The 18971-nt window shown below is 45.9% G+C and carries 22 protein-coding genes and 1 other RNA gene; 7 read left to right on the top strand and 16 right to left on the bottom strand.

All coding sequences use genetic code 11. The annotated features are described in order from the left end of the window. Window positions 1–4: 4 nt before the first annotated feature. From JGK22_RS15935 to JGK22_RS15965, 7 genes are all read right to left on the bottom strand, one after another. A complete protein-coding gene (locus JGK22_RS15935; protein ID WP_293270293.1) occupies window positions 5–1372 on the bottom strand; it encodes a DNA phosphorothioation system restriction enzyme in 1368 nt (455 codons plus the stop codon). Between the two features lie 96 nt (window positions 1373–1468). Next, on the bottom strand, window positions 1469–2038 hold the full coding sequence (locus JGK22_RS15940) for a Uma2 family endonuclease (RefSeq protein WP_293179267.1): 570 nt from the start codon (window positions 2036–2038) through the stop codon (window positions 1469–1471). Between the two features lie 24 nt (window positions 2039–2062). Continuing rightward, a complete protein-coding gene (locus JGK22_RS15945) occupies window positions 2063–2506 on the bottom strand; it encodes a hypothetical protein (protein ID WP_293179265.1) in 444 nt (147 codons plus the stop codon). Between the two features lie 79 nt (window positions 2507–2585). Continuing rightward, a complete protein-coding gene (locus JGK22_RS15950) occupies window positions 2586–3731 on the bottom strand; it encodes a transposase (RefSeq protein WP_293190646.1) in 1146 nt (381 codons plus the stop codon). Window positions 3732–3993: 262 nt separating this feature from the next. Beyond that, window positions 3994–4377 (bottom strand): hypothetical protein, encoded by a 384-nt coding sequence (locus tag JGK22_RS15955; protein ID WP_293179263.1) that lies wholly within the window; start codon window positions 4375–4377, stop codon window positions 3994–3996. Between the two features lie 23 nt (window positions 4378–4400). Further along, an RNA gene (ffs, locus tag JGK22_RS15960) (signal recognition particle sRNA small type) lies at window positions 4401–4497 on the bottom strand. A gap of 23 nt (window positions 4498–4520) precedes the next feature. Continuing rightward, the gene (locus JGK22_RS15965) at window positions 4521–4787 is read right to left on the bottom strand and encodes a YciI family protein (RefSeq protein WP_293179261.1); all 267 of its coding nucleotides are present in this window, start codon (window positions 4785–4787) and stop codon (window positions 4521–4523) included. A 29-nt stretch (window positions 4788–4816) separates the two neighbouring features. Between JGK22_RS15965 and JGK22_RS15970 the strand changes: the two genes are divergently transcribed. Continuing rightward, window positions 4817–5470 (top strand): 2'-5' RNA ligase family protein, encoded by a 654-nt coding sequence (locus JGK22_RS15970; RefSeq protein ID WP_325315694.1) that lies wholly within the window; start codon window positions 4817–4819, stop codon window positions 5468–5470. A gap of 662 nt (window positions 5471–6132) precedes the next feature. On the opposite strand, the gene JGK22_RS15975 is transcribed toward JGK22_RS15970, so the two are convergent. Next, the gene (locus JGK22_RS15975; RefSeq protein ID WP_293179259.1) at window positions 6133–7062 is read right to left on the bottom strand and encodes a sterol desaturase family protein; all 930 of its coding nucleotides are present in this window, start codon (window positions 7060–7062) and stop codon (window positions 6133–6135) included. A gap of 342 nt (window positions 7063–7404) precedes the next feature. Then, window positions 7405–8091 (bottom strand): ComF family protein, encoded by a 687-nt coding sequence (locus JGK22_RS15980; RefSeq protein WP_293205979.1) that lies wholly within the window; start codon window positions 8089–8091, stop codon window positions 7405–7407. Window positions 8092–8164: 73 nt separating this feature from the next. On the opposite strand from JGK22_RS15980, the gene JGK22_RS15985 reads away from it, so the two are divergent. Both JGK22_RS15985 and JGK22_RS15990 read left to right on the top strand, forming a co-directional pair. Continuing rightward, on the top strand, window positions 8165–10609 hold the full coding sequence (locus JGK22_RS15985; protein ID WP_293313177.1) for a putative PEP-binding protein: 2445 nt from the start codon (window positions 8165–8167) through the stop codon (window positions 10607–10609). 672 nt (window positions 10610–11281) lie between these two features. Next, window positions 11282–11728, top strand: a complete 447-nt coding sequence (locus JGK22_RS15990; protein WP_293190643.1) for a hypothetical protein — start codon at window positions 11282–11284, stop codon at window positions 11726–11728. A 118-nt stretch (window positions 11729–11846) separates the two neighbouring features. On the opposite strand, the gene JGK22_RS15995 is transcribed toward JGK22_RS15990, so the two are convergent. The 3 genes from JGK22_RS15995 to JGK22_RS16005 form a co-directional block, all read right to left on the bottom strand. Then, complete coding sequence (locus JGK22_RS15995) at window positions 11847–12134, bottom strand: RNA-binding protein (RefSeq protein ID WP_293179249.1); 288 nt, start codon at window positions 12132–12134, stop codon at window positions 11847–11849. Next, the gene (locus JGK22_RS16000; RefSeq protein ID WP_293203114.1) at window positions 12131–12277 is read right to left on the bottom strand and encodes a hypothetical protein; all 147 of its coding nucleotides are present in this window, start codon (window positions 12275–12277) and stop codon (window positions 12131–12133) included. The genes JGK22_RS15995 and JGK22_RS16000 overlap by 4 nt, the downstream gene beginning before the upstream one ends. Before the next feature lie 152 nt (window positions 12278–12429). Next, a complete protein-coding gene (locus tag JGK22_RS16005) occupies window positions 12430–12648 on the bottom strand; it encodes a hypothetical protein (RefSeq protein WP_293150155.1) in 219 nt (72 codons plus the stop codon). Between the two features lie 14 nt (window positions 12649–12662). Between JGK22_RS16005 and JGK22_RS16010 the strand changes: the two genes are divergently transcribed. From JGK22_RS16010 to egtD, 4 genes are all read left to right on the top strand, one after another. After that, on the top strand, window positions 12663–12803 hold the full coding sequence (locus JGK22_RS16010; protein ID WP_293150157.1) for a hypothetical protein: 141 nt from the start codon (window positions 12663–12665) through the stop codon (window positions 12801–12803). 34 nt (window positions 12804–12837) lie between these two features. Then, entirely contained in the window at window positions 12838–13626 is a 789-nt protein-coding gene (egtC, locus tag JGK22_RS16015; protein ID WP_293179243.1) for an ergothioneine biosynthesis protein EgtC, read from the top strand. Next, complete coding sequence (locus JGK22_RS16020) at window positions 13598–14989, top strand: SUMF1/EgtB/PvdO family nonheme iron enzyme (RefSeq protein WP_293190641.1); 1392 nt, start codon at window positions 13598–13600, stop codon at window positions 14987–14989. The genes egtC and JGK22_RS16020 overlap by 29 nt, the downstream gene beginning before the upstream one ends. A 346-nt stretch (window positions 14990–15335) precedes the next feature. Further along, window positions 15336–16379: an L-histidine N(alpha)-methyltransferase gene (gene egtD, locus JGK22_RS16025; protein ID WP_293179237.1), complete on the top strand. Its 1044-nt coding sequence runs from the start codon at window positions 15336–15338 to the stop codon at window positions 16377–16379. A gap of 303 nt (window positions 16380–16682) precedes the next feature. On the opposite strand, the gene JGK22_RS16030 is transcribed toward egtD, so the two are convergent. The 4 genes from JGK22_RS16030 to JGK22_RS16045 form a co-directional block, all read right to left on the bottom strand. Next, on the bottom strand, window positions 16683–17294 hold the full coding sequence (locus tag JGK22_RS16030; protein WP_293179234.1) for a hypothetical protein: 612 nt from the start codon (window positions 17292–17294) through the stop codon (window positions 16683–16685). 406 nt (window positions 17295–17700) lie between these two features. Continuing rightward, the gene (locus tag JGK22_RS16035; protein WP_293179231.1) at window positions 17701–18012 is read right to left on the bottom strand and encodes an RNA-binding protein; all 312 of its coding nucleotides are present in this window, start codon (window positions 18010–18012) and stop codon (window positions 17701–17703) included. A 457-nt stretch (window positions 18013–18469) separates the two neighbouring features. After that, the gene (locus JGK22_RS16040) at window positions 18470–18694 is read right to left on the bottom strand and encodes a hypothetical protein (protein WP_293179228.1); all 225 of its coding nucleotides are present in this window, start codon (window positions 18692–18694) and stop codon (window positions 18470–18472) included. Window positions 18695–18809: 115 nt separating this feature from the next. After that, on the bottom strand, window positions 18810–18962 hold the full coding sequence (locus JGK22_RS16045) for a hypothetical protein (RefSeq protein ID WP_293190639.1): 153 nt from the start codon (window positions 18960–18962) through the stop codon (window positions 18810–18812). Window positions 18963–18971 lie beyond the last annotated feature (9 nt).

Consider the following 18971-nt stretch of genomic DNA (forward strand, 5'->3'; position numbering starts at 1 on the left):
AATGTCAAATATCCAACAATCCGTAACGTTTTTGAATTTGCACCAATTTGACCCTAGCTTCCCCAGCATTGTCAGCTAAATCGGCAAATTCCAGGAAGCGCTTTAACTCTTTTCGCAGCAAGTTACGCTCGACTTCTAAACTTTCTCGACCCAAATCTGGAGGCAAAACTATCATATCAAATAAAGTTGCCCTTTCTTTCCCCGGATGCGGCCGCAAGATTCGTCCTCGGCGCTGAACAAACTGGCGCGGATTGCTGCTACTTGCTAAAATTACAGCATGGCGAATTGCTGGAATATCAACGCCTTCATCTAAACAGCGAATCGCGACTAAACCTTGCAATTCTCCACTCTCAAATTGTTGGCGCAATCTTTCTCTTTCTGCTAAGGGAGTCGCCGCGGTATAAGTGTTAACTCGATAGCCTAATTCTGAACCCAATAATTTTGTGGTTTCTGTGAGTTGGCGGTGATTGCTGCGGCGCGCACCTGCTTCGATCGCACCGTCGCCGCAGTAAAATAATGTATGCGATGTGTCGAGACGGTGCATCATTAGTTCTCGCAACGCTGTTAATTTATTAGCCGCCGCCCCAATCAACCTAGCCCGCTGCATTAATAAGGTTGTTAAAGCATCATTTGGTTCTATTTTTTCCTCGCCCGACAGCGCCCAACCAATTTTTTTAGTTAAGTAGGAATATTTGCGGGTTTCGGATTCGGTCAATTCGACTAAAATCGGATAGTATAAATAATGTACTAATGCTTTTTGGCGGATGGCGTCGGCTAAGGTGAGTTCGGGCTGCAAAACAGGGCCGAAATAATCTAAGATAGCTTCAGTTCCCTGTTCGTCGAAGTGTCTTTCTGGGGTGGCAGAAAGGGCGAGGCGGAGCCCAATGTTGCGCGGTAAACTTTCTCCTAAACGAGGCGCGCCTAGGTTGTGTACTTCGTCTCCAATAATTAGGGCTTTTTCGGGGAAATACCGGATTTGCGATCGCAAACTATCCAACATTAATGTAGCGTTAGTTGTGATAATTGTGAGAAATGCGCGATCGCCCGTTAGCGAAGCCCTCGAAGAGGATCGCACTTCATACAAACCAGCAGCCAGCTTTTTTTGCCAACTGCGGGCGCTATCAAAAGCTAAAATAGGTTTTAAACCAAATTTCTCCGATTCGCGCGCCCACTGATTCACCAGATGGCAGTACGGGCAAATTACGAGCAGGACTTGAAGGTTAATTTTATTGTATAATTCAGTGGCGATCGCCAGTGCAGTAATCGTCTTGCCGCTACCCGTCGCCATCTTCAGCGTACCGCGTCCCTGATTTGCAAACCAATTATCCACCGCCTGTTGCTGATACTGTCGCAATTGCAGCGATGGCGGCATCCTCGGGAACCCAAATTCCGAATTATTGGCTGTTAAGTGATTCACCTTTAAATGCCGTTAGATGCAACTTTATCCTGATTCAACTGTAACTCATTTCTAATTAAAACTTAACAGATCGAACAAATTTGCCGCGGACAGTTGCAAATCCGACAGCACATGGAGTACAGGTAAAACATCTTCATTCTCTTTAATTTCAGGTTCCTGCTGCGGTTGAAAAACAATTACTAATTGTTCTTCCGGGTCAATCAGCCACCCCAGTTTAGTCTGATTTTTGAGACAAAACAAAATTTTGTTAATTACGCGACTGGAACTTTGATCCGGCGATAAAATCTCAATTATCCAATCCGGTGCAATTTGAAAGATATTTTCAATTTTTCCATTAGCATTCAGAGGAATCCGAGACCACTCGAATACTGCTATATCTGGAACAATAGAACGTCCATCAAAAGTGCAGCGCAGTTCAGGAAAAGCAAAAGCTAACTTTTGCGGTTCTCCCACCTGATTAATTCTATTCCCAAAACGGGTTTGCAGTGTGCTGTGTTTTCCTTGTGGCATAGCTTTTTGATAAATTTGACCATCAACATACTCGCTAGCCGGCTTCGTTTCTGGAAGCACCAAAAACTCTTCCAGAGAAATCTTGGACGGAGACTGAATTGACGTTAGCATAAGCGATTAAACCCTCAAAAACTCTTAAAAATTAACATCGCCGTCAGTTTCCCAATCAGGACAACTATCCGATTCCACACCAGTAGGGTGCATCGCACAAACCAACAAATTTCCGCCGTAAACTTGACCGTGATAGTTCATACAACCGCGACAAACCGGATGCTGCGTTGGCGAAGGGTCTACATAAGTCACAAACGACGAATCTATCTCATCAAAATCAGGCTCAAAGTCCCGGCAAATTTCGATTATTGGTTCGAGAAATTCATTTAAATAACCATCAAATTCATTTAAATAACCATCAACTTCAACAATCAGGTTATTTTGTACTTGTTCTGTAAACTCTTCCGAAATTTTTGCCAAAACGTCCAGCATTTCGACAAACTCTTCGCCGATGTCGGTGAAAAAATGCTCTACTTCAGAAACAGCATTTTCCATGACTTCAAAAAAATCTTTAGACCAATCTTCCATAAATTTGACGGCTTACTATGGCAAAATCTTTAACAGTTGACATACTCCCCGGCGTGAACGCGCGGGGATTCTTGACACTTCACGGAGATGTGCCACAAGTGGTCTTACCTTCTCTCTGTGTCCGTTTAGAGTCGTGGCAATGCCCTATCCCGACTTTGTTTATATTCTTGGCTGCATTCTCATCGCGATCGTGTTCGATACCGCAATTCAAGCATTGAACCGAGCGGATTTTTAAATCCAATTTCCCCCATCTAAAACCGCAATTTGAACAGATTTGACTTGTTGGTTCCCAGCGACTAATTACCCTAAACTCTCTGCCAAACTTTTCAGACTTAGCCTCGCACAAAGCCCTAAACTCGTACCATCCCTGTTGGCTAATTGCTCTCGCCAGTTTCCGATTTTTGACCATGCCCGACACATTCAAATCTTCCAAAATAATAGTTTGATTCTCACTAACAACTTTGGTCGATAGTTTGTGCAGAAAGTCTTTACGGGTATCCCCAATTTGATTGTACTGTTTCGCAATCTGAATGCGAGTTTTGTTTCGGCGCTTTGAGTCTTTGGGCTGCCTTGCCAACTTGCGTTGCAGTCTGCGAATTTTTCGGTCTAACTGTTTGTAGCTTGGACTTTTAGCTGATGTTCCGTCGCTCATCACTGCAAAGGTTTTAATACCCAGATCGATGCCGATGCTGTGGTTTTTAGCTTCGACAATATCGGAATTAATCTCTACAACAAAGCTCAGGAAATAACGGTTGGCACAATCTTTGATTACTGTGACAGAGCTAGGGTCTGACGGCAGTTGTCTCGACCAAATAGGACTAACATTTCCGATTTTTGCCAGATACACGGACTCACTTTTGATAGAGAAACCCGATTTGACAAAAGTTGCAGATTGACTGTTAGTCTTTTTTTTAAACCTGGGTTGACCGAGTTTTTTACCTTTTCTCTTCCCTTTTAGGGAGTCAAAATAGTTTTTGTAAGCAACATCTAATTGTTTGAGGGATTGCTGCAATGGCACGGATGACACATCTTTTAACCATGCTCTCTCTTCTGTCTTTTTAGATAGAGCTAGAGACTTGGATAGAGTGTTATAGCCGGGATATTTTCCTGACTTGCTTTGAGTTAAGGCATCATTCCAAACAACTCTCACACAACCAAACAACTGCGCTAAACTTTGGCGTTGTTGAGTGGTAGGATAGAATCTGTATTGGAATCTTGCTTTCATTGTTTGTCGTTTGTTTTACTATTCCATTCTAACAGGCTCAGTAAAATTTACCAAAAAATTAAAGCCGTCCTTAAGGACGGGGTTTTAAACCCAATTTTTTGATAAGTACAGCCTGCCTCCAGCGAAGCTATCGCACCTACTCTCAATTCTATTACCTATTGCGGTATATCCACCCACATCTGACAGAGAAGATATTCAAAAAGGGAACTCAAGATTATTATCCTGAGTTCCCTTCCTGCTTTGCTGCGCGAGCTTTTTTCGCTTAATCGCGCTTGAGCCGCCGCAATTCGTCTTGTAAATTCTGTACCTGTTCGCGGAGCTTGTCTACGCCGCCGGTTTCTTTAGTTTCTTTTGTAGAAACTTCTTCTTCCTCAGAAACAATTTCAATCCGCCGAGGTTCAGCGGGTTTTTTGTCCCCAGCAGCTTCTACAGGTGGTTGCTGCTGCTGAGCTTGTTGCACCATATCATCAACAAAGCGACGAGCTTCTTCTGTTGACATCTCACCGCGCTTCACCAATTCATCTGCCAGCTTTTGGGCTTCAGTGCGTAATTCAGTTAACTTGCTGCCAGCTTTTTCACCAGCGTAGGAAGCTAGCCCGACACCAAGGTAAACTGCTTTTTGTAAAATATCTCCGAAACCAGGCATAGGAACTACACCTCATAAAACTGGGTGAACCGGAGACCACGCCTATTACAAGCATCCCGTGTTGCTGCTACCTTCCGGTCCTGACAAGATTTGGGCGTTGGAATCGCGTGGATCCAGTTCATTTACGAGTATAACACAGTTATTTATTCTTCAACCACACACCAGTGATAAATTTCATAAATAACGCAACCGTTCTTCACCAGCGGGTCTTCAGCGACGATCGCCTTTGCCTCATCCATCGAAGCCGCCTCAAACATCAACATACCGCCGCCCCGCCTCGCCCAGTAGCCAGTTTTCGCTCGGTGTCCTTTAGAAATCAAATCTCGGACATAAGCTCTGTGAGCTGGCACGTGCTGGTCAAACACAGGCTTTTCGACAATTCCTTGCTCAATTTTGACAAACCAAGGCATTTTAAATTTTAGATTTTAGATTTGGGATTTTGGATTGTAGATTGGGAATGGGTGTTTTGGTGCGGGGCATTGAGGAAATACTCGATCGCCCGTACTCGGCCATTCCTTCCTTAATTCGATGCTATCCCATGCACCTGTCAAAACAAAGATTTTTTATAGCTTTAGTGGCGCCAGACGATATTCAAGAGCAGATTACCGAGATTAAACTGTATTTTGCCGATCGCTACAACAGCCGTGGTGCTTTGAATTCGCCACCCCACATCACACTGCAACCTCCCTTTGAACGGCCTGCGGCGGATGTGGCGCAATTAGAGGAAAGTCTCAGGGCCTTTACTGCAAATCGGCTCCCAATTCCCGTTACGCTATCCGGTTTTGCCGCTTTCGCACCCCGCGTCATTTATGCGGATGTTGTCAAATCGCCCCAATTGCTGGAGATTCAAACAGATTTGATGAGTTATGTCGCGGCAAATTTAGGAATTGTCGATCGCATTTCTCAGACTCGCTCATTTGTACCGCACATGACTGTAGCGTTTCGCGATTTAACTGAGGAGAATTTTCAAACGGCTTGGCTGGAATTCGCAGCGCGCGAACTCCACTTTCAGTTTACCGCCGCTGCCTTAACCTTACTGCTTCACGACGGCAGCCGCTGGAACATCAGCCAGCAATTTCCGCTTGGCGCCTAAACTCTCTCTTCTTTCTCTTCCTTCGCGGACTTCGCGTCTTCGCGGTTCGTTTCCCCAAAAAAATCTTGCTAGCAAATCATCATCAATCAACACTTCGGACACTTTCAGAGGCGACTCGCGGGGGGCGAGAAACCGGGTTTCTACGAGTTTTTGGATTTAGTGACGAGAAATATTCATAGAAACCCGGTTTCTGAGGTTGCAAGTGCATCCACTACAAACCTATAGCCCAATACGGTTGACTTAAGATGGTCATTGCGAGGAACGAAGCAATCGCAGTATATATTTTTCATAGCGATTTACCCCCAGGGCGGTCTTAAGTAAACGGTATTGACCTATATTTCGAGTTCCCATAGGAGGTACTCATGGCCTGCGTGGCCTGCGTGGCCTCCGTGGGCATAGTGCATATCTCACCATGCTTGAGAACCGCTATATCAAATTCTGCCAATCCCGTTTCAATCGCGCTATCAATTGCGAACGGCAGTACGTATTAGAAGTATATTTGAAGGTGTGGGTTCTCAATCATGAGGTAGTTGATGTATCAGAATTCTTCAAAAACTTCCCGATCGCTAGCGCAATCATCTCTTTGTCTTCGAGATCCCGAACCGATCAAAGCTTAAGGAAAGCTTTGGATCGGCGATCGCCCTACCAGAACGAGTCGAGGTTCAATTCCCACCATCAATGCCCTTATAGGACGGCTTGAGGAGGCTCTTTTCCAGAGAAGCCACCGGGAACATAATTCCGGGCTTTTTTGTGGGATGGTTTAGCGTATTGAATACCCTGTCCCAAAATCCTTGAATGCCGTAGTTTCCCTTAAACCGAGAGTGGTGGAGATCGTGAAAATCCGAGGAAATGAAAAATATTGACAGAGAACTGTGACCTTCTAGGTTGTAAGCATTCCCGATAATAGTCCAGGCGCACAATTGAGCAATATCGTATCCGAATACAAAAACAGGCAAAACGTCTGCAACGGTGACGATAGCATATTCAAGCAGGCTTTTATGACCGGCAACAAAACTCGATGAATCCAGGAAGTCGTGATGTTTGAGATGTATTTCCTGAAAGAACTTTTTGTGAAAGAGCCAATGGGTAACGTAAAAGCAGAAATCCGCCGCAATTATTCTCATCAAGAACCATTCAAGATTTAAGAGCCAGCTATTTCCTCGATGAACTTCGGGAGCTAGGTACAGGATAATCGCTGCTGCTGCTAAACTTTTAATTTCTCCGGCCAGGATTCCTCGAACAGTAAATGCAGGGAACGGTTGTTCTTTCACTTTCTTGACTCTGACATTGAATCTTTGCCACCAAGTCTCGTTGGTTTTAAGAACTTTTTCAATAACAATACCGATGCTGTAGAATGAAACCGACCCAACCAACCAGTACAGTAAAACCTCGGCGGTAAAGTCGAGATGGATTTTGTTCGAGAGCCAATAAATTAACTGCTGGAGCAGGGTACAAGCAATAGCAACTTTGATGAAAAACTCTATTTCAAAAAACAAATTAAATAGTTTTACTATTACTTTATCCTTGAAAAGTACAGTTTTTTCAGGGCAATCATTGAGTGGGTTCGGGGGCTGAGATCCGGGACTAAGCATTGTTTTTTTTCACGTTTAGTTATCTGGGTACAAGGAAATACAGTGGCTATCGGTTTGGCAAGGTAGGTGGTGAAAGCTAAAAAGCTTGACAGTCAAATGATTCAGTGTGCCTCACCTGGTAAGAAATGCAGCAGCGCAACTTTGCTCTTCCGAAGGGAGTAAGCTGTTTTACCCTTGATTAGGGTATAATAAAAGGTTAACTCAGTCAATCACTACAGCATTTCAGCATAAGATTATAGCGGTTCTCAAGCGTGGTGAGGTATGCCCGCAGAGACCGCGGAGGCCATGAGTACCTCCTATGGAAGCTCGAAAGGCTATATTTAAAATTGAAAGTAAAATAGATTAGCGATCGCGCCGAGGGGGACTGGCAAGTGCCACAGTTCCATAAACCGCAATTCCCGACTCTTTCAATGTTTTAATTGCCGACTTGACAGTAGTACCGCTAGTGTAAATATCATCAACCAACAAAACTGGATTGCGCGGGAGACGGCGCCGAAAATCTTTCCCCAAAATTAAAGCATCTTTCATTTCCGCTTGCCGCTGCTGTGCTGTCAGAGCGAATAAAGCCTGAGTATTTTTCACCCGCTCCAAACCGTGCCGCTGCAAAGGCAAACCAGTCAGCTCGCAAAAACTTTCCGCCAAAAGTTCCGCCTGATTGAAACCCCGTTCCTTGACCTTTGATTTGTGCATGGGAATCGGTACAACTGTTAAATTGTCAATAGCTAATTCGGGAAAACTCAGCCAAGATTCTGCCAGCCAGCCACCGAGAGGTTTTGCTAATTGTGGATTTCCTTCATATTTTAAAGCTGCGATCGCCCGTTTGAGAGTCCCGCCGTACTCCCCCCAGACAAAAACACGCTGTTGGGAGGCCCAAAATCGACCCGGATCGGCTAACTGACAGCGCTGAAGTTGCTTGTGGCAGTACCCGCAAAACTCCTCGGCGGCCGATCGCTGACAAAGAGGACAGTTAGACTTAAGAAATAGATTGAGAAAAGATTTGACTAATCCCGTCCAATTTCGCTCGTTCATCGTAAAATTGTGGTATGTGATTAATGGGAAAAACTATCAAAATTAAATCAGTTTCCAAGGACAGGCTCCCAGCGTGACAAATCTCTACTGGCTAGACAAAATTCAACCTTCAGACCGAGATGCAGTGGGAGAAAAAGCATTTTACTTAAGCTGTTTACTCGCCCAAAATCATCCCGCTGTACCGGGTTTTGTCGTGCCGACTACAACATTTTCGCAGTTTTTAGAGTCGATCGACTGGCTAGAACCGCTGTTGGCTGACTGGCCCCACTCTTCGCTACACTTGAATGTCGATGAACCCAGACAACTGCAATCGATCGCTCGCAGCATCCGCCACCAAATCCTCACCGCCAAACTGCCAGATGCACTACTCTCCACCCTAGAGTCTGCTGTTTGTCAGCTCAACTCCCAAGCCTTAATTTTTCGCCCTTCCCTGACTTCCTGGAACCCGAAAACAACCGGAATCCTGGAATCTCACGCAGTAAGTGCCGAACCAGAAGCCATTGAAGCCGGACTCAAACGCGCTTGGGCAGAATTGTTCAGAGCCAGAAGTCTATTTTACTGGCAGCGGTGCGGCATGAAGATACAGCAAATAAATCCCGTAGTTTTGGTGCAGCCAATCTTCCCAACTATCGCCGCGGGCGAGGTAAAAACTAACTGCGGTGCAGCCTGGGAAATCCAAGCCACCAGCGGTTTGGGACTGTCCCTCGCTCGGGGAGAAACCATCCCCGATTACTATCAAGTGCAGCCCGAAACAGGGGCGGTTAACTTCCAGCGGCTCGGTTACAAAACATTAGCATACAATCTCAAAACCGGGGAGGGGAAGCCGAAAAAAAAACCGCTGCTCGGGAATTGGGAAAGCCGAAAAATCACCAATTCTACATTGTTAATTCCCGATTTTGCTGGCAGTTGCGTAGAACTTTTGACGCTGGGAGAGAAATGGCAAAGTGAATACGTTTTAGAGGAATCGCAATTGCAAAAACTCATTGAATTGAGCCAAAAAGTAATCGCCGAATTTGACTGTAATGTAATCTTGGAGTGGACGCTAAACCATACAGCAAACAGTAGCGATCCGCAGTTTTATTTTACTCAAATGCGTCTTTTTAAACGGGAACAAGTGGCGCCCTCCCGGGAAAAAGCGATCGCCCAAACGCGAACTCCTGCTATCCTCAAGGGTTTGGGCGCCGCCTCAGGAAAAGCCGAAGCAATTGCCCAAGTTATGACTAATTCCCACCCAGAAAACGCGGACTTCTTAGCCGGAGGAATTTTGGTAGCCCGCACAATCGATCCGAATTGGCTGCCTTGGTTGAAAGTTGCTGCTGGGATAGTTGCCGAACAAGGAGGGATGACAGGCCACGGCGCCATTTTAGCGAGAGAATTGGGAATTCCTGCGGTTGTGGGAGTTGTCGGGGCGACTCGCGCGATCGCCTCGGGGGATTCGGTATTGGTAGATGGCGATAGCGGAGAAGTTTTTGCCCTCGCTCCACATCCGGCGATCGACACAGCAGACAGCAACCCGCTTCAGGAAACGCCAAACAATGCGGATACATACAGTACAGCAGCAAAAATGTCAATAGCCAACCACCAATTTTCAATATCAGAGCGATCGTCCAATCCCGCATCCTTACCTCGACGGGCAGAATCTCCCGAATCAGTTTGGGGCGCGCCAACGGCAACTCAACTGCTGGTTAATGTCAGCCAAACAAGTTCGATCGATCGCCTCAGAAATCTGCCCATCGACGGCATCGGATTATTGCGATCGGAATTGATGGCATTGGAAGCTTTGGACTGTCAAAACCCCAAAATTTGGCTGCAAGATGGTCGCCAATCGGAATTTGTCGATCGCATGGCAGATTGTCTCAGTTTATTTGCCGCAGCGGTAGCACCGCGACCAATATTTTATCGCTCTCTCGACTTGCGCGACTCAGGATCTCATGGCAGTTTCAGCGATACCTTTGAACCGGAGTTATTTGATTGGGAGTTGTCCGTACTTCAAAAAGTCTGCGAGTCTGGTCATACAAATGTCAATTTAATTTTGCCTTTCATGCGCTCCGTAGACGAATTTGTCTACTGCCGCCAGCGCTTAGAAACTATTTGGAAAAATCGACCCGACCAGTTTCAAATATGGATTATGGCGGAAGTTCCTTCGGTATTATTTTTATTGCCAGATTACGTAAAAGCAGGAGTTCAAGGAATTTCCATCGGCACCAACGATTTAACTCAGTTTCTGTTAGGCATTCACCGCAACTCCCAACAGGTAGCAGGTGGTTTCAACGGACGCGATCGAGCAGTAATGAGGGCGATCGAGCAATTAATCCGACAAGCCAGGGCTGCGGGGATTCCTTGTTCTATCTGTGGCGATGCTCCAGCTTTGTATCCCGAGATAGTTGAATCCTTGGTGCGGTGGGGGATTTCGTCTATTTCGGTGAATGTCGATACTACAGAACAGACTTACAGGGCGATCGCCCGCGCCGAACAGCGCCTGTTGCTAGATGCCGCGCGCGCGATCGTTAAAAATTAACCAGCATCCCGCCAGCCCAGCACAAAAATTATTATTGCGATGCAAACAGCAACAATATTTAACCATGATTACAAAAACCCGGTTTCTGCATAGATATATTGCCTTCCATCCTTGAGTGGTTCAGTGATACCGCATTTGGAAACCTAAATCCTCAATTAAAAACATCAGATTTTCAAGCTAGCATAGAAATATCACCGACACTTTAACCGGAGGTAGAAACAGTCAGTAACCCAGCCCTAAAGGGACTGAGCTTGCAAGAGCGATCGAGTAAGCTATGCTGACTAGCCTAAGTCTTAACTGACTACGTTATTTGAGTCACGACACCCTGTGGATACGAAGCTAGTCCCCTGCTCTGTCGCTGAAGGTTAAACAGTCTTAGGGTCACTGAGGCAGTGCTTTCAGCCTAACAAGCTCTTATAACATTGACCGACAAGCTAACATTACCCCGAAAGGGAGGCTCGACAAGAGCAAAAATTATGCGATCGCGAGTTGCAAGGTTTGAGGCGGTAACTGTCCTGCCCTTAAGTACATTACAAAAGTACACCAAATCAAGCAACTCCAAGGCGGTAATGCATAAATGGATAGAGAAAGATTCAAGGCGGTTGAAACCGCCCGTGTTGTTTTCCTCTCAGGTCTTTCATACGCTGAGCTTCCCACTTACCGAGCTTTTTTGTGAAATCAAAAATTATTGCAACCGCAGCAATACTTGCTGCCCTCGGCTGTCTGCATCCCCATCCAGCATTATCTCAACCTGCAACTGACGGCGGTACAAAACCAGGATTTTGGCAACCTCAAGCACAGGTTGACTATACTCGCAACATTACCCTGAGACTGTTAAATGAAACCGGATTAAACCTAGAATACGGTCAATCAGGTGTCGGCTTGTCATCCTTGCCAGTTGGAGCTAGCAAAAATATCATGGTTCGCGTCAGCAACCGCACCGGAGACATTGCCAATATTCCGATTAATGTCAAAGGAGGAACCACAACTTTGAAATACGACTATAACGTTGATGCCAAGGAAAACATTGTGACGGTTCGCATCACCACATCAGACGGCCGCACTAGGCAAGATCGGTCAGTTTATATTGATGAAAAAGGGCGAATTTACTCTTTTTAAAGAACGAAAATTTAATAACTTACACTCTTGAAAGTGGGATGGGGCAGAAGAGCCCGTTCTTTCTGGACGGGCGGGACGCCCATCCCACAAACTTGTGGAAGTTATTTAATTTTCATTCCTAATATCCGCTGTTCCTATTCATGCCTGGGCCTCGATTGCCCTCTTCTTTCGGTTTAGCTTTGTTCACTCGCAAGGGACGCCCCATCCACTCTGCACCGTCTAATTCGGTAATTGCAGCGTCTTCTTGGGCATCTTCCATCATCTCGACAAATGCAAAGCCGCGCATCCGACCGGTTTCCCTGTCGGTAGGTAAGACAACTCGCTTGACTGTGCCGTACTCTGCAAATACTGATTTCAGGTCTTCTTCGGTGGCGCGGTAGGACAAATTTCCAATATAGATAGTCATGTCGATCGAACTAAACTTGTTGTTGCTACATATAATAACCGGTTCATTTGACTCTCAAGTGCCATCTCGCTTAAAACTGACCAGAAAGAATTGGTTGAAAGCCCGCCCGCCCGATCGGGAGAAATTAAAATCAGACTATTCATTACTCCAATACTCGGACTTAAGGGTAGAGGTCGCTCTCCTTCTGTCAACTGTCAACTGTCAACTGTCAACTGTTGAAGGATCGCCTTTGAACTAAAAGGGTTTGCCGCACCGACAAACCCTTTCTACTGACTGCAATAGTTAGTCCTTTTGCTTAGTCGATCGAGATCGACTGAGGCCCCGTGCTTTTAGCATTGGTGGCTTCGGCTGCGGGAGGAGTGTAGGAAGTTGAACCGGCTTGCTCATCGATCCAGCTTCTAACGGGATCTTCGTGAAGGTTGAGTCGAAGCAGGCCAGAAAAAAATCCGCCCGCAAAGGCGATCGGCTGTTGGATCAATTCTTTGACCACTGGGATGAGTTCGTCGAGGAACATTCAAGAGTCTCCTTGTGCTGCTGGGGTTCTATCTTTACTGTACCGTTTGTACGGAGATGCTGGCAGCAGACTGCAAAAAAAGGGCGATCGAGCCTGTTAAAGATGGGCAAGCTCATGCTGCAAAAAACGCTTGCCGGAAAATTGTCGGCAAATGATTTACAATGCTAATCTGTTTGTTTACAAAATTTTATGTGCCGTTTGCTTGGCTACCTCGGCGAGCCGATTTTACTCGATTCTATTCTGTACAAGCCGGAACATTCGCTAATTGTGCAGAGTTACCAGCCCCGCGAAATGACTTCGGGCTTGCTCAATGCTGACGGTTTTGGTATCGGTTGGTATCACCCGCACCTCGATACCGATCCGTTTACTTATAAAAATGTACAGCCAATTTGGAACGACATCAATCTGCCGAGTATCAGCCGATATGTTGAATCCGGCTGTGCGATCGCCTATGTTCGCAGTGCAACTTCAGGACAAGCTCTAGATTTGAGCAACTGTCAGCCGTTTCAACACGATCGCCTGTTGTTCGTACACAACGGCTTTGTGCAGAATTTTCGCAAAAGTCTTTACAGACCAATTCGCGATCGGCTCAACGATACCCTTTATCAATCAATTAACGGTACTACAGATTCAGAGCACATCTTCGGCTTATTTGTCAATGAATTAACAGCCAGCAATCTGAGCCTAAAAGCTGCTTTGCAAAACTGCCTGAAAACTTTGGCTGAACTAGCAAACGCTCACCAAGTTGAATTTTCAGCAAATATTATTATCAGCGACGGACAGCAGCTCGTTGCATCTCGTTTTGCTTTCCCAAAAGTCCCTCCTTCCCTGTATTGGCTGCGGGACGATTTAAATTTCCCCAATTCTGTCATCATTGCTTCTGAGCCTTTATTTGGTGGCAATTGGCACGAGTGTCCAGTCCAGAGCACGATCAGTACGGGAGTAGACGGTGAGATCGAAATCAATCCAATCTTGTAAAGAGGCAATTTATCAGGATTTGCAGCAGTGTCGCCGCGGCACTTTTCAACTATTTGCAGACATCGATTACAATACTTTCTGCCGTCAAGCCCATCCAGATTTTAGTCCGGTTGGTTGGCATTTAGGTCACATTGCTTATACTGAGGATTTGTGGCTGTTGCAGAAATGTGGTGGGTTCAAGCCAGTTTTTCCTGAGTATCACCAACTGTTTGCTGCGGATATTTTGCCGAAAAAACAACGAGTTTTTTTGCCTGCGCTACCAGAAGTTGAATTGTATCTGGATGCGGTGCGAAAAAAGGTGTTAGATTATTTGGACGTTGCGCCGATCGCACAACAGGAACGTCTCTGGCGGTTTATTATTCAGCACGAAAGTCAGCACTGCGAAACAGTTGCTTTCGTGCTGCAAATGCTAAGGAAGGAAGAAGGAAGAAGGAAGAGGGAAGAAGGAAGAGGGAAGAAGGAAGAGGGAAGTTCGGCAACGAGCAGTGTACAAGATGTAACGGATTTAACGGATAGAAGTAAGGAGGAAGAAGGAAGATTAATTCCCAATTCCCAATTCCCGATTACCAATTCCCAATTACCCATTACCAATTACCCATTACCCATTACCGATTCCCCAGAGATTGAGATTCCCGGCGGGGAATTTTATATGGGAAGCGATGCTGCTGAAACTTTGGATAACGAGCGATCGCGCCATCTGTGCGATCTAGAAGCATACGCGATCGATCGCTATCCGGTCACTTGCGGTCAATACCGAGATTTTATGACATCCGGCGGCTATCAGAACCGCGATTGGTGGTCTGCTGAGGGCTGGGAATGGCAAAAAGTTCATTTAGTCGATCGCCCGCTTTACTGGTCAGAAAACCCTGCTTTCAACAACCATCCAGTTTGCGGCGTCAGTTGGTACGAAGCCGAAGCTTACTGCAACTTCGTCGGGAAGCGCTTACCATCGGAAGCCGAATGGGAAAAAGCAGCCAGTTGGGATCCCACAACTGGGACAAAACTTACCTATCCTTGGGGAGAAGCACGGCCAAATGCCAGCCTGTGCAATCACGGCAATCATCTTGCCAATACTTCCCCCGTTGATGCTTTTCCAACGGGAGCAAGTCCAGCAGGCTGTTGTGATATGTTGGGCAATGTCTGGGAGTGGACAGCTTCAACCTTTGACGCCTATCCAGGATTTGAAAGTTATCCTTATCGGGGATACTCTGAACTCTATTTTGATGGAGAACATCGGGTTTTGAAAGGCGGGAGTTGGGCAACTTTTCCTCAGGCACTGCGATCGACTTTTCGGAATTGGTACTATCCGGGCGTGCGGCAAATTATCGCGGGTTTTCGCTGCGCCACAACTACAATCACATAGGTTTGTAGTGAGGAATGCGAGTCCTCTAATTTTATGCGGACTAAAGTCCTCACTACGAACCTGTAAGATTTAAATTTAAAAAATAAAATTTATTTCCAGTTAATTTTAGACAATATTTGTTTGTCAAACACCAAAACTTTTTTCCACTTAAAAATACTAGGTTAAAAAAGGTTTGTAAATGATTTAATAATTTAGGTTGATATTTGTTGAATTTTAATTTGTGGACGCGACTCGCCATCGGGTGAGAACATACAGAACGGAGAGCGGCCTCAAAAATCTAGCTTGAGTGCGATCTTCAGCAACGCAACTGTGTGCTATATCAATTTGTGCATCTTAATTTTACTCTATGAAATCTCCAAGACTTTCCGACAAGACAAACCCAGCGTCAACCAAAGAAAACCGGCTGCACTTAGAGCGGCTGGTGAGCGCTGTGGCACCGACACCCGCAGAAATCAATGCTGGCAGCGATGCAATTACCGGGTTGACTCAAAACCCCAAAACCCTGCCTCCCAAGTATTTCTACGACGATCGCGGCTCGAACCTCTTCGAGTTGATTTGTCAGTTGCCGGAATACTACTTAACGCGCACTGAGACGGCAATTTTGCAAGAGTGTGCAGGGGCGATCGCGCATTTGACGGGCCCGTGCGAAATCGTCGAACTTGGCAGCGGCAGTTCCACCAAAACCCGGATTCTCCTCGATGCTTACAGCAAATTGGAATATCCGCTGCACTATTTGCCGATCGACATCAGCCCCACTATCCTAGAAAGCAGCGCTTGTCAACTGTTAGCAGATTATCCATCGCTCCAAATTCACGGACTTGTCAGCACTTACGAATTAGCCTTAGCTAAAATTGCCCCGTCGCCATTGCCAACCCGAATGATTTGCTTTCTAGGCAGCACCCTCGGCAATCTCAACCATCAAGAATGCGATGTATTCTTCTCGCAAGTTGTCGGTGCATTGCAGCCGGGAGAGTATTTTTTGCTGGGAATTGACTTAGACAAATCTAAGGATATTTTAGAGCCGGCCTACGATGACAGTCAAGGAGTGACCGCAGCCTTTAACTTGAATATGCTGCGACATTTAAATCGGAAGTATCAGGGAAATTTTGATTTAGCGCAGTTCGAGCATTGGGCTTTTTACAATCAAGAACAATGTCAAATTGAAATGCACTTGAAAAGTAAGAAAGCGCAAACAGTCAACTTGCGCGCGCTCGATTTAACGGTTGAATTTGCCGCCGGAGAAACTATCCGCAGCGAAATTTCGCGCAAGTTTAATCTCAATACTGTAAAGGCAGATCTTTCGCAGCGCGGTTTAAAGCCGGTGCAAGTTTGGACAGACCCAAATCAGTGGTTTGGCTTGATGCTTTGTCAGTTGACAGTTGACAGTTGACAGTTGGCAGTTGGCAGTTGACAGTTGGCAGTTGGCAATTGTTATTTGTTATTTTTGAATATCTCCCAATAATCAGTAACTACTGACTACTGACTAATAATGACTAATGACTGCTGACTAATGACTAATATCATTTCCGGCTGCATCGGAATAATATATTTGGATGATATCAGTGCGAGCGTCTCGCTCGCGGCATAGATCGCTCGCGAGACGCTCGCACTCTTATAATTACGATGCTGCCGGATTTGATATAATGACTGCTGACTACTGACTGCTGACTACTGACTAATGACTACTGACTAATTAACAAATCGGCCGCTGTCCGGGTTTTACGGCGTGAATGTACTCGCTGCCGGATGTCGGCCATCCCCGCTTGTAATAGGCTTCCTCGGGCTTCCCCCAGCCCAACTGCAACAAAATTTCGAGAAAATCCAACTTTTCCCACTTCGAGAGACTCGCCCATTCTGTACGCTGGGCTAGAGCTTCTACGTCGATCGGCTCGATCGCTCGAAAATCCTTCCCACTATTAATACTCAAATACAAATCCATCCCCGCAGTTACCCGCTCCCAGAATTCCAACATCGCAGTCTTAGCAGCCTTCAGCGTCATCAAATCGATCGGTAGAGCGATTAATTCGTCATCCACTGCCGGGTAGCGCAGACTATTGCCTTTAACCGTCATTTCCCGCCAGACAATCCCAGAAACTTGATGTTCCCGCTGGTATTCATGCACGGCTGCCTTAAAATTTTGATAAGCAGTGAACTTTTGAACGCCCTCAGATTTGAGAAAGCGATCGATCACGGGGTTTCCTGTAGCAGGAGTTTCAGTCAAATTGAGGCGTCGCCCGTGCAAGCAGGCTTGGCGCTCTTCTGCGAGGATGTTAATGAGTTCCGCCGTGCTGTAGATCTTGGGCATCTTTATTCAGGCAAAATCTATTGATTTGCGGGTCTGGCTGGTTTGATCTGCTAATTTTCAGTAAAGATTATTTGTTTTTTTGAGCAATATCACTTTTGCGTTATTGTAACTTTTCTTTGGAGTTAATTCTAGTTTTGATAGTTTACAGGAGTTGCGCCCATAAATCCCGAAAGCTTCTTGAAAAAAGCAGTTGATCGCGATACAGAATTGCGAGTTAGGCTGTCCGCTGCGCGGCGGGCGTACCTCGTGGAATTTTTCGCCAACAACAAAGCCCCCTCACTCGAAGGAGGGGGCTAAACTGAGTTAAAGGTTTGGCAGTTGTATTTAGCGAGTCCAACAGCCCGAAAAAAAAGCAGCATTCGCACTTGCTGTCAACTACCAAAATTCAAATTTTCAGTCTCAAAGCTTAGTATCGTCGTGAAGAGCGATTGTTGTCGCCCCAGCCACCGCCACCCGAGGAGCGTTTGTTGTTGTTTTCGCGAGGTTTGGCTTTGTTGACTTTCAAGTCACGGCCCATCCACTCAGCACCGTCGAGGGCTGCAATGGCTGCTGCTTCTTCTGCTTCGCTGGCCATTTCGACAAAAGCAAAACCCCGCATTCTGCCTGTTTCCCGGTCCACTGGCACTTGGACGCGGCTTACAGTTCCGTACTCGGCAAATACTTCGTTGAGGTCGTCTGATGTGACCTCATAAGAAAGATTACCCACGTAAATCGACATAAAATCTCCAGAATCTATTAGGGTGCAGAGACTTAGATTCGGAGAGACGCTTGTAAATAAACACCAACAAACTACGCAACCGAATTTAATTCTTGAAAAACTACTATAACATGAAGCCAGCAGAATCAGCAATTGCCTGTCCTAATTTTCAAATTAGGGTGCCGTCGGGCAATCTCCCGCGGAAAGTATTCTTGATAACTGACATATTGCACTGTTAGCCTCATCACCTTGGTTTTTTGCTGTGCGATCGAGCTGAGGGCTAATTTTTTTCGTTCCTGTTAGCAGGTGGATGGGGTTTTATTGAAAATATTGCTCTCGATCGTTATATTGAGATCGGGCACTTTTCGGGTTGCATAGATATCCTGCCTGTAACACCAGAGATCAATCTTTTTAGCCTCGGATTCATGTGTTGACTGAATTTCTAATCTCTGATATCCCGTCTCCGATCGCATTAAATTTAGCGCCCTGTAATGGCGACCCAAAAATAATTCTCAAAAGAGTTCTTAGGAATATCTACGCGCATTTTTCTACCCCAAGTATAAACATCAAAACTAACGCGAGATCGATCGCCCTTTCGATCGCTTCCCTCATCAATTGCGACATTTCCCAACAGCGCCACCCAGTGACTCGGATAAGGGATCAGCGGCGGTTTGTTTTGCAGCATTCCCTCAGCGGTAATCAAAGCAAAAGCAAATCCCCCAGCTTTGAGCGCCTCATCGGCGGCCCGCAGCGCTGGAATATCGCCACTGAAATAAGCGTATTGATACTCCCCACCGATGAATCGGGGGGATTCTTGATTAAGACCACAAAGGGACTTTCAAAGGCGTTAACAAAGCACCTCTACTGACTTCTTTGAGACAAAGCCCCAAAGTTGCCGCTACTTTTCTACCGATATTAGCTGCACCGTTGCAGTCGGCATTGATTAACAAACCTTCAAGGGTGCGATACAATCCGCGCTT

The sequence above is a fragment of the Microcoleus sp. PH2017_08_TRC_O_A genome (genome assembly GCF_020738665.1).
GTDB lineage: Bacteria > Cyanobacteriota > Cyanobacteriia > Cyanobacteriales > Microcoleaceae > Microcoleus.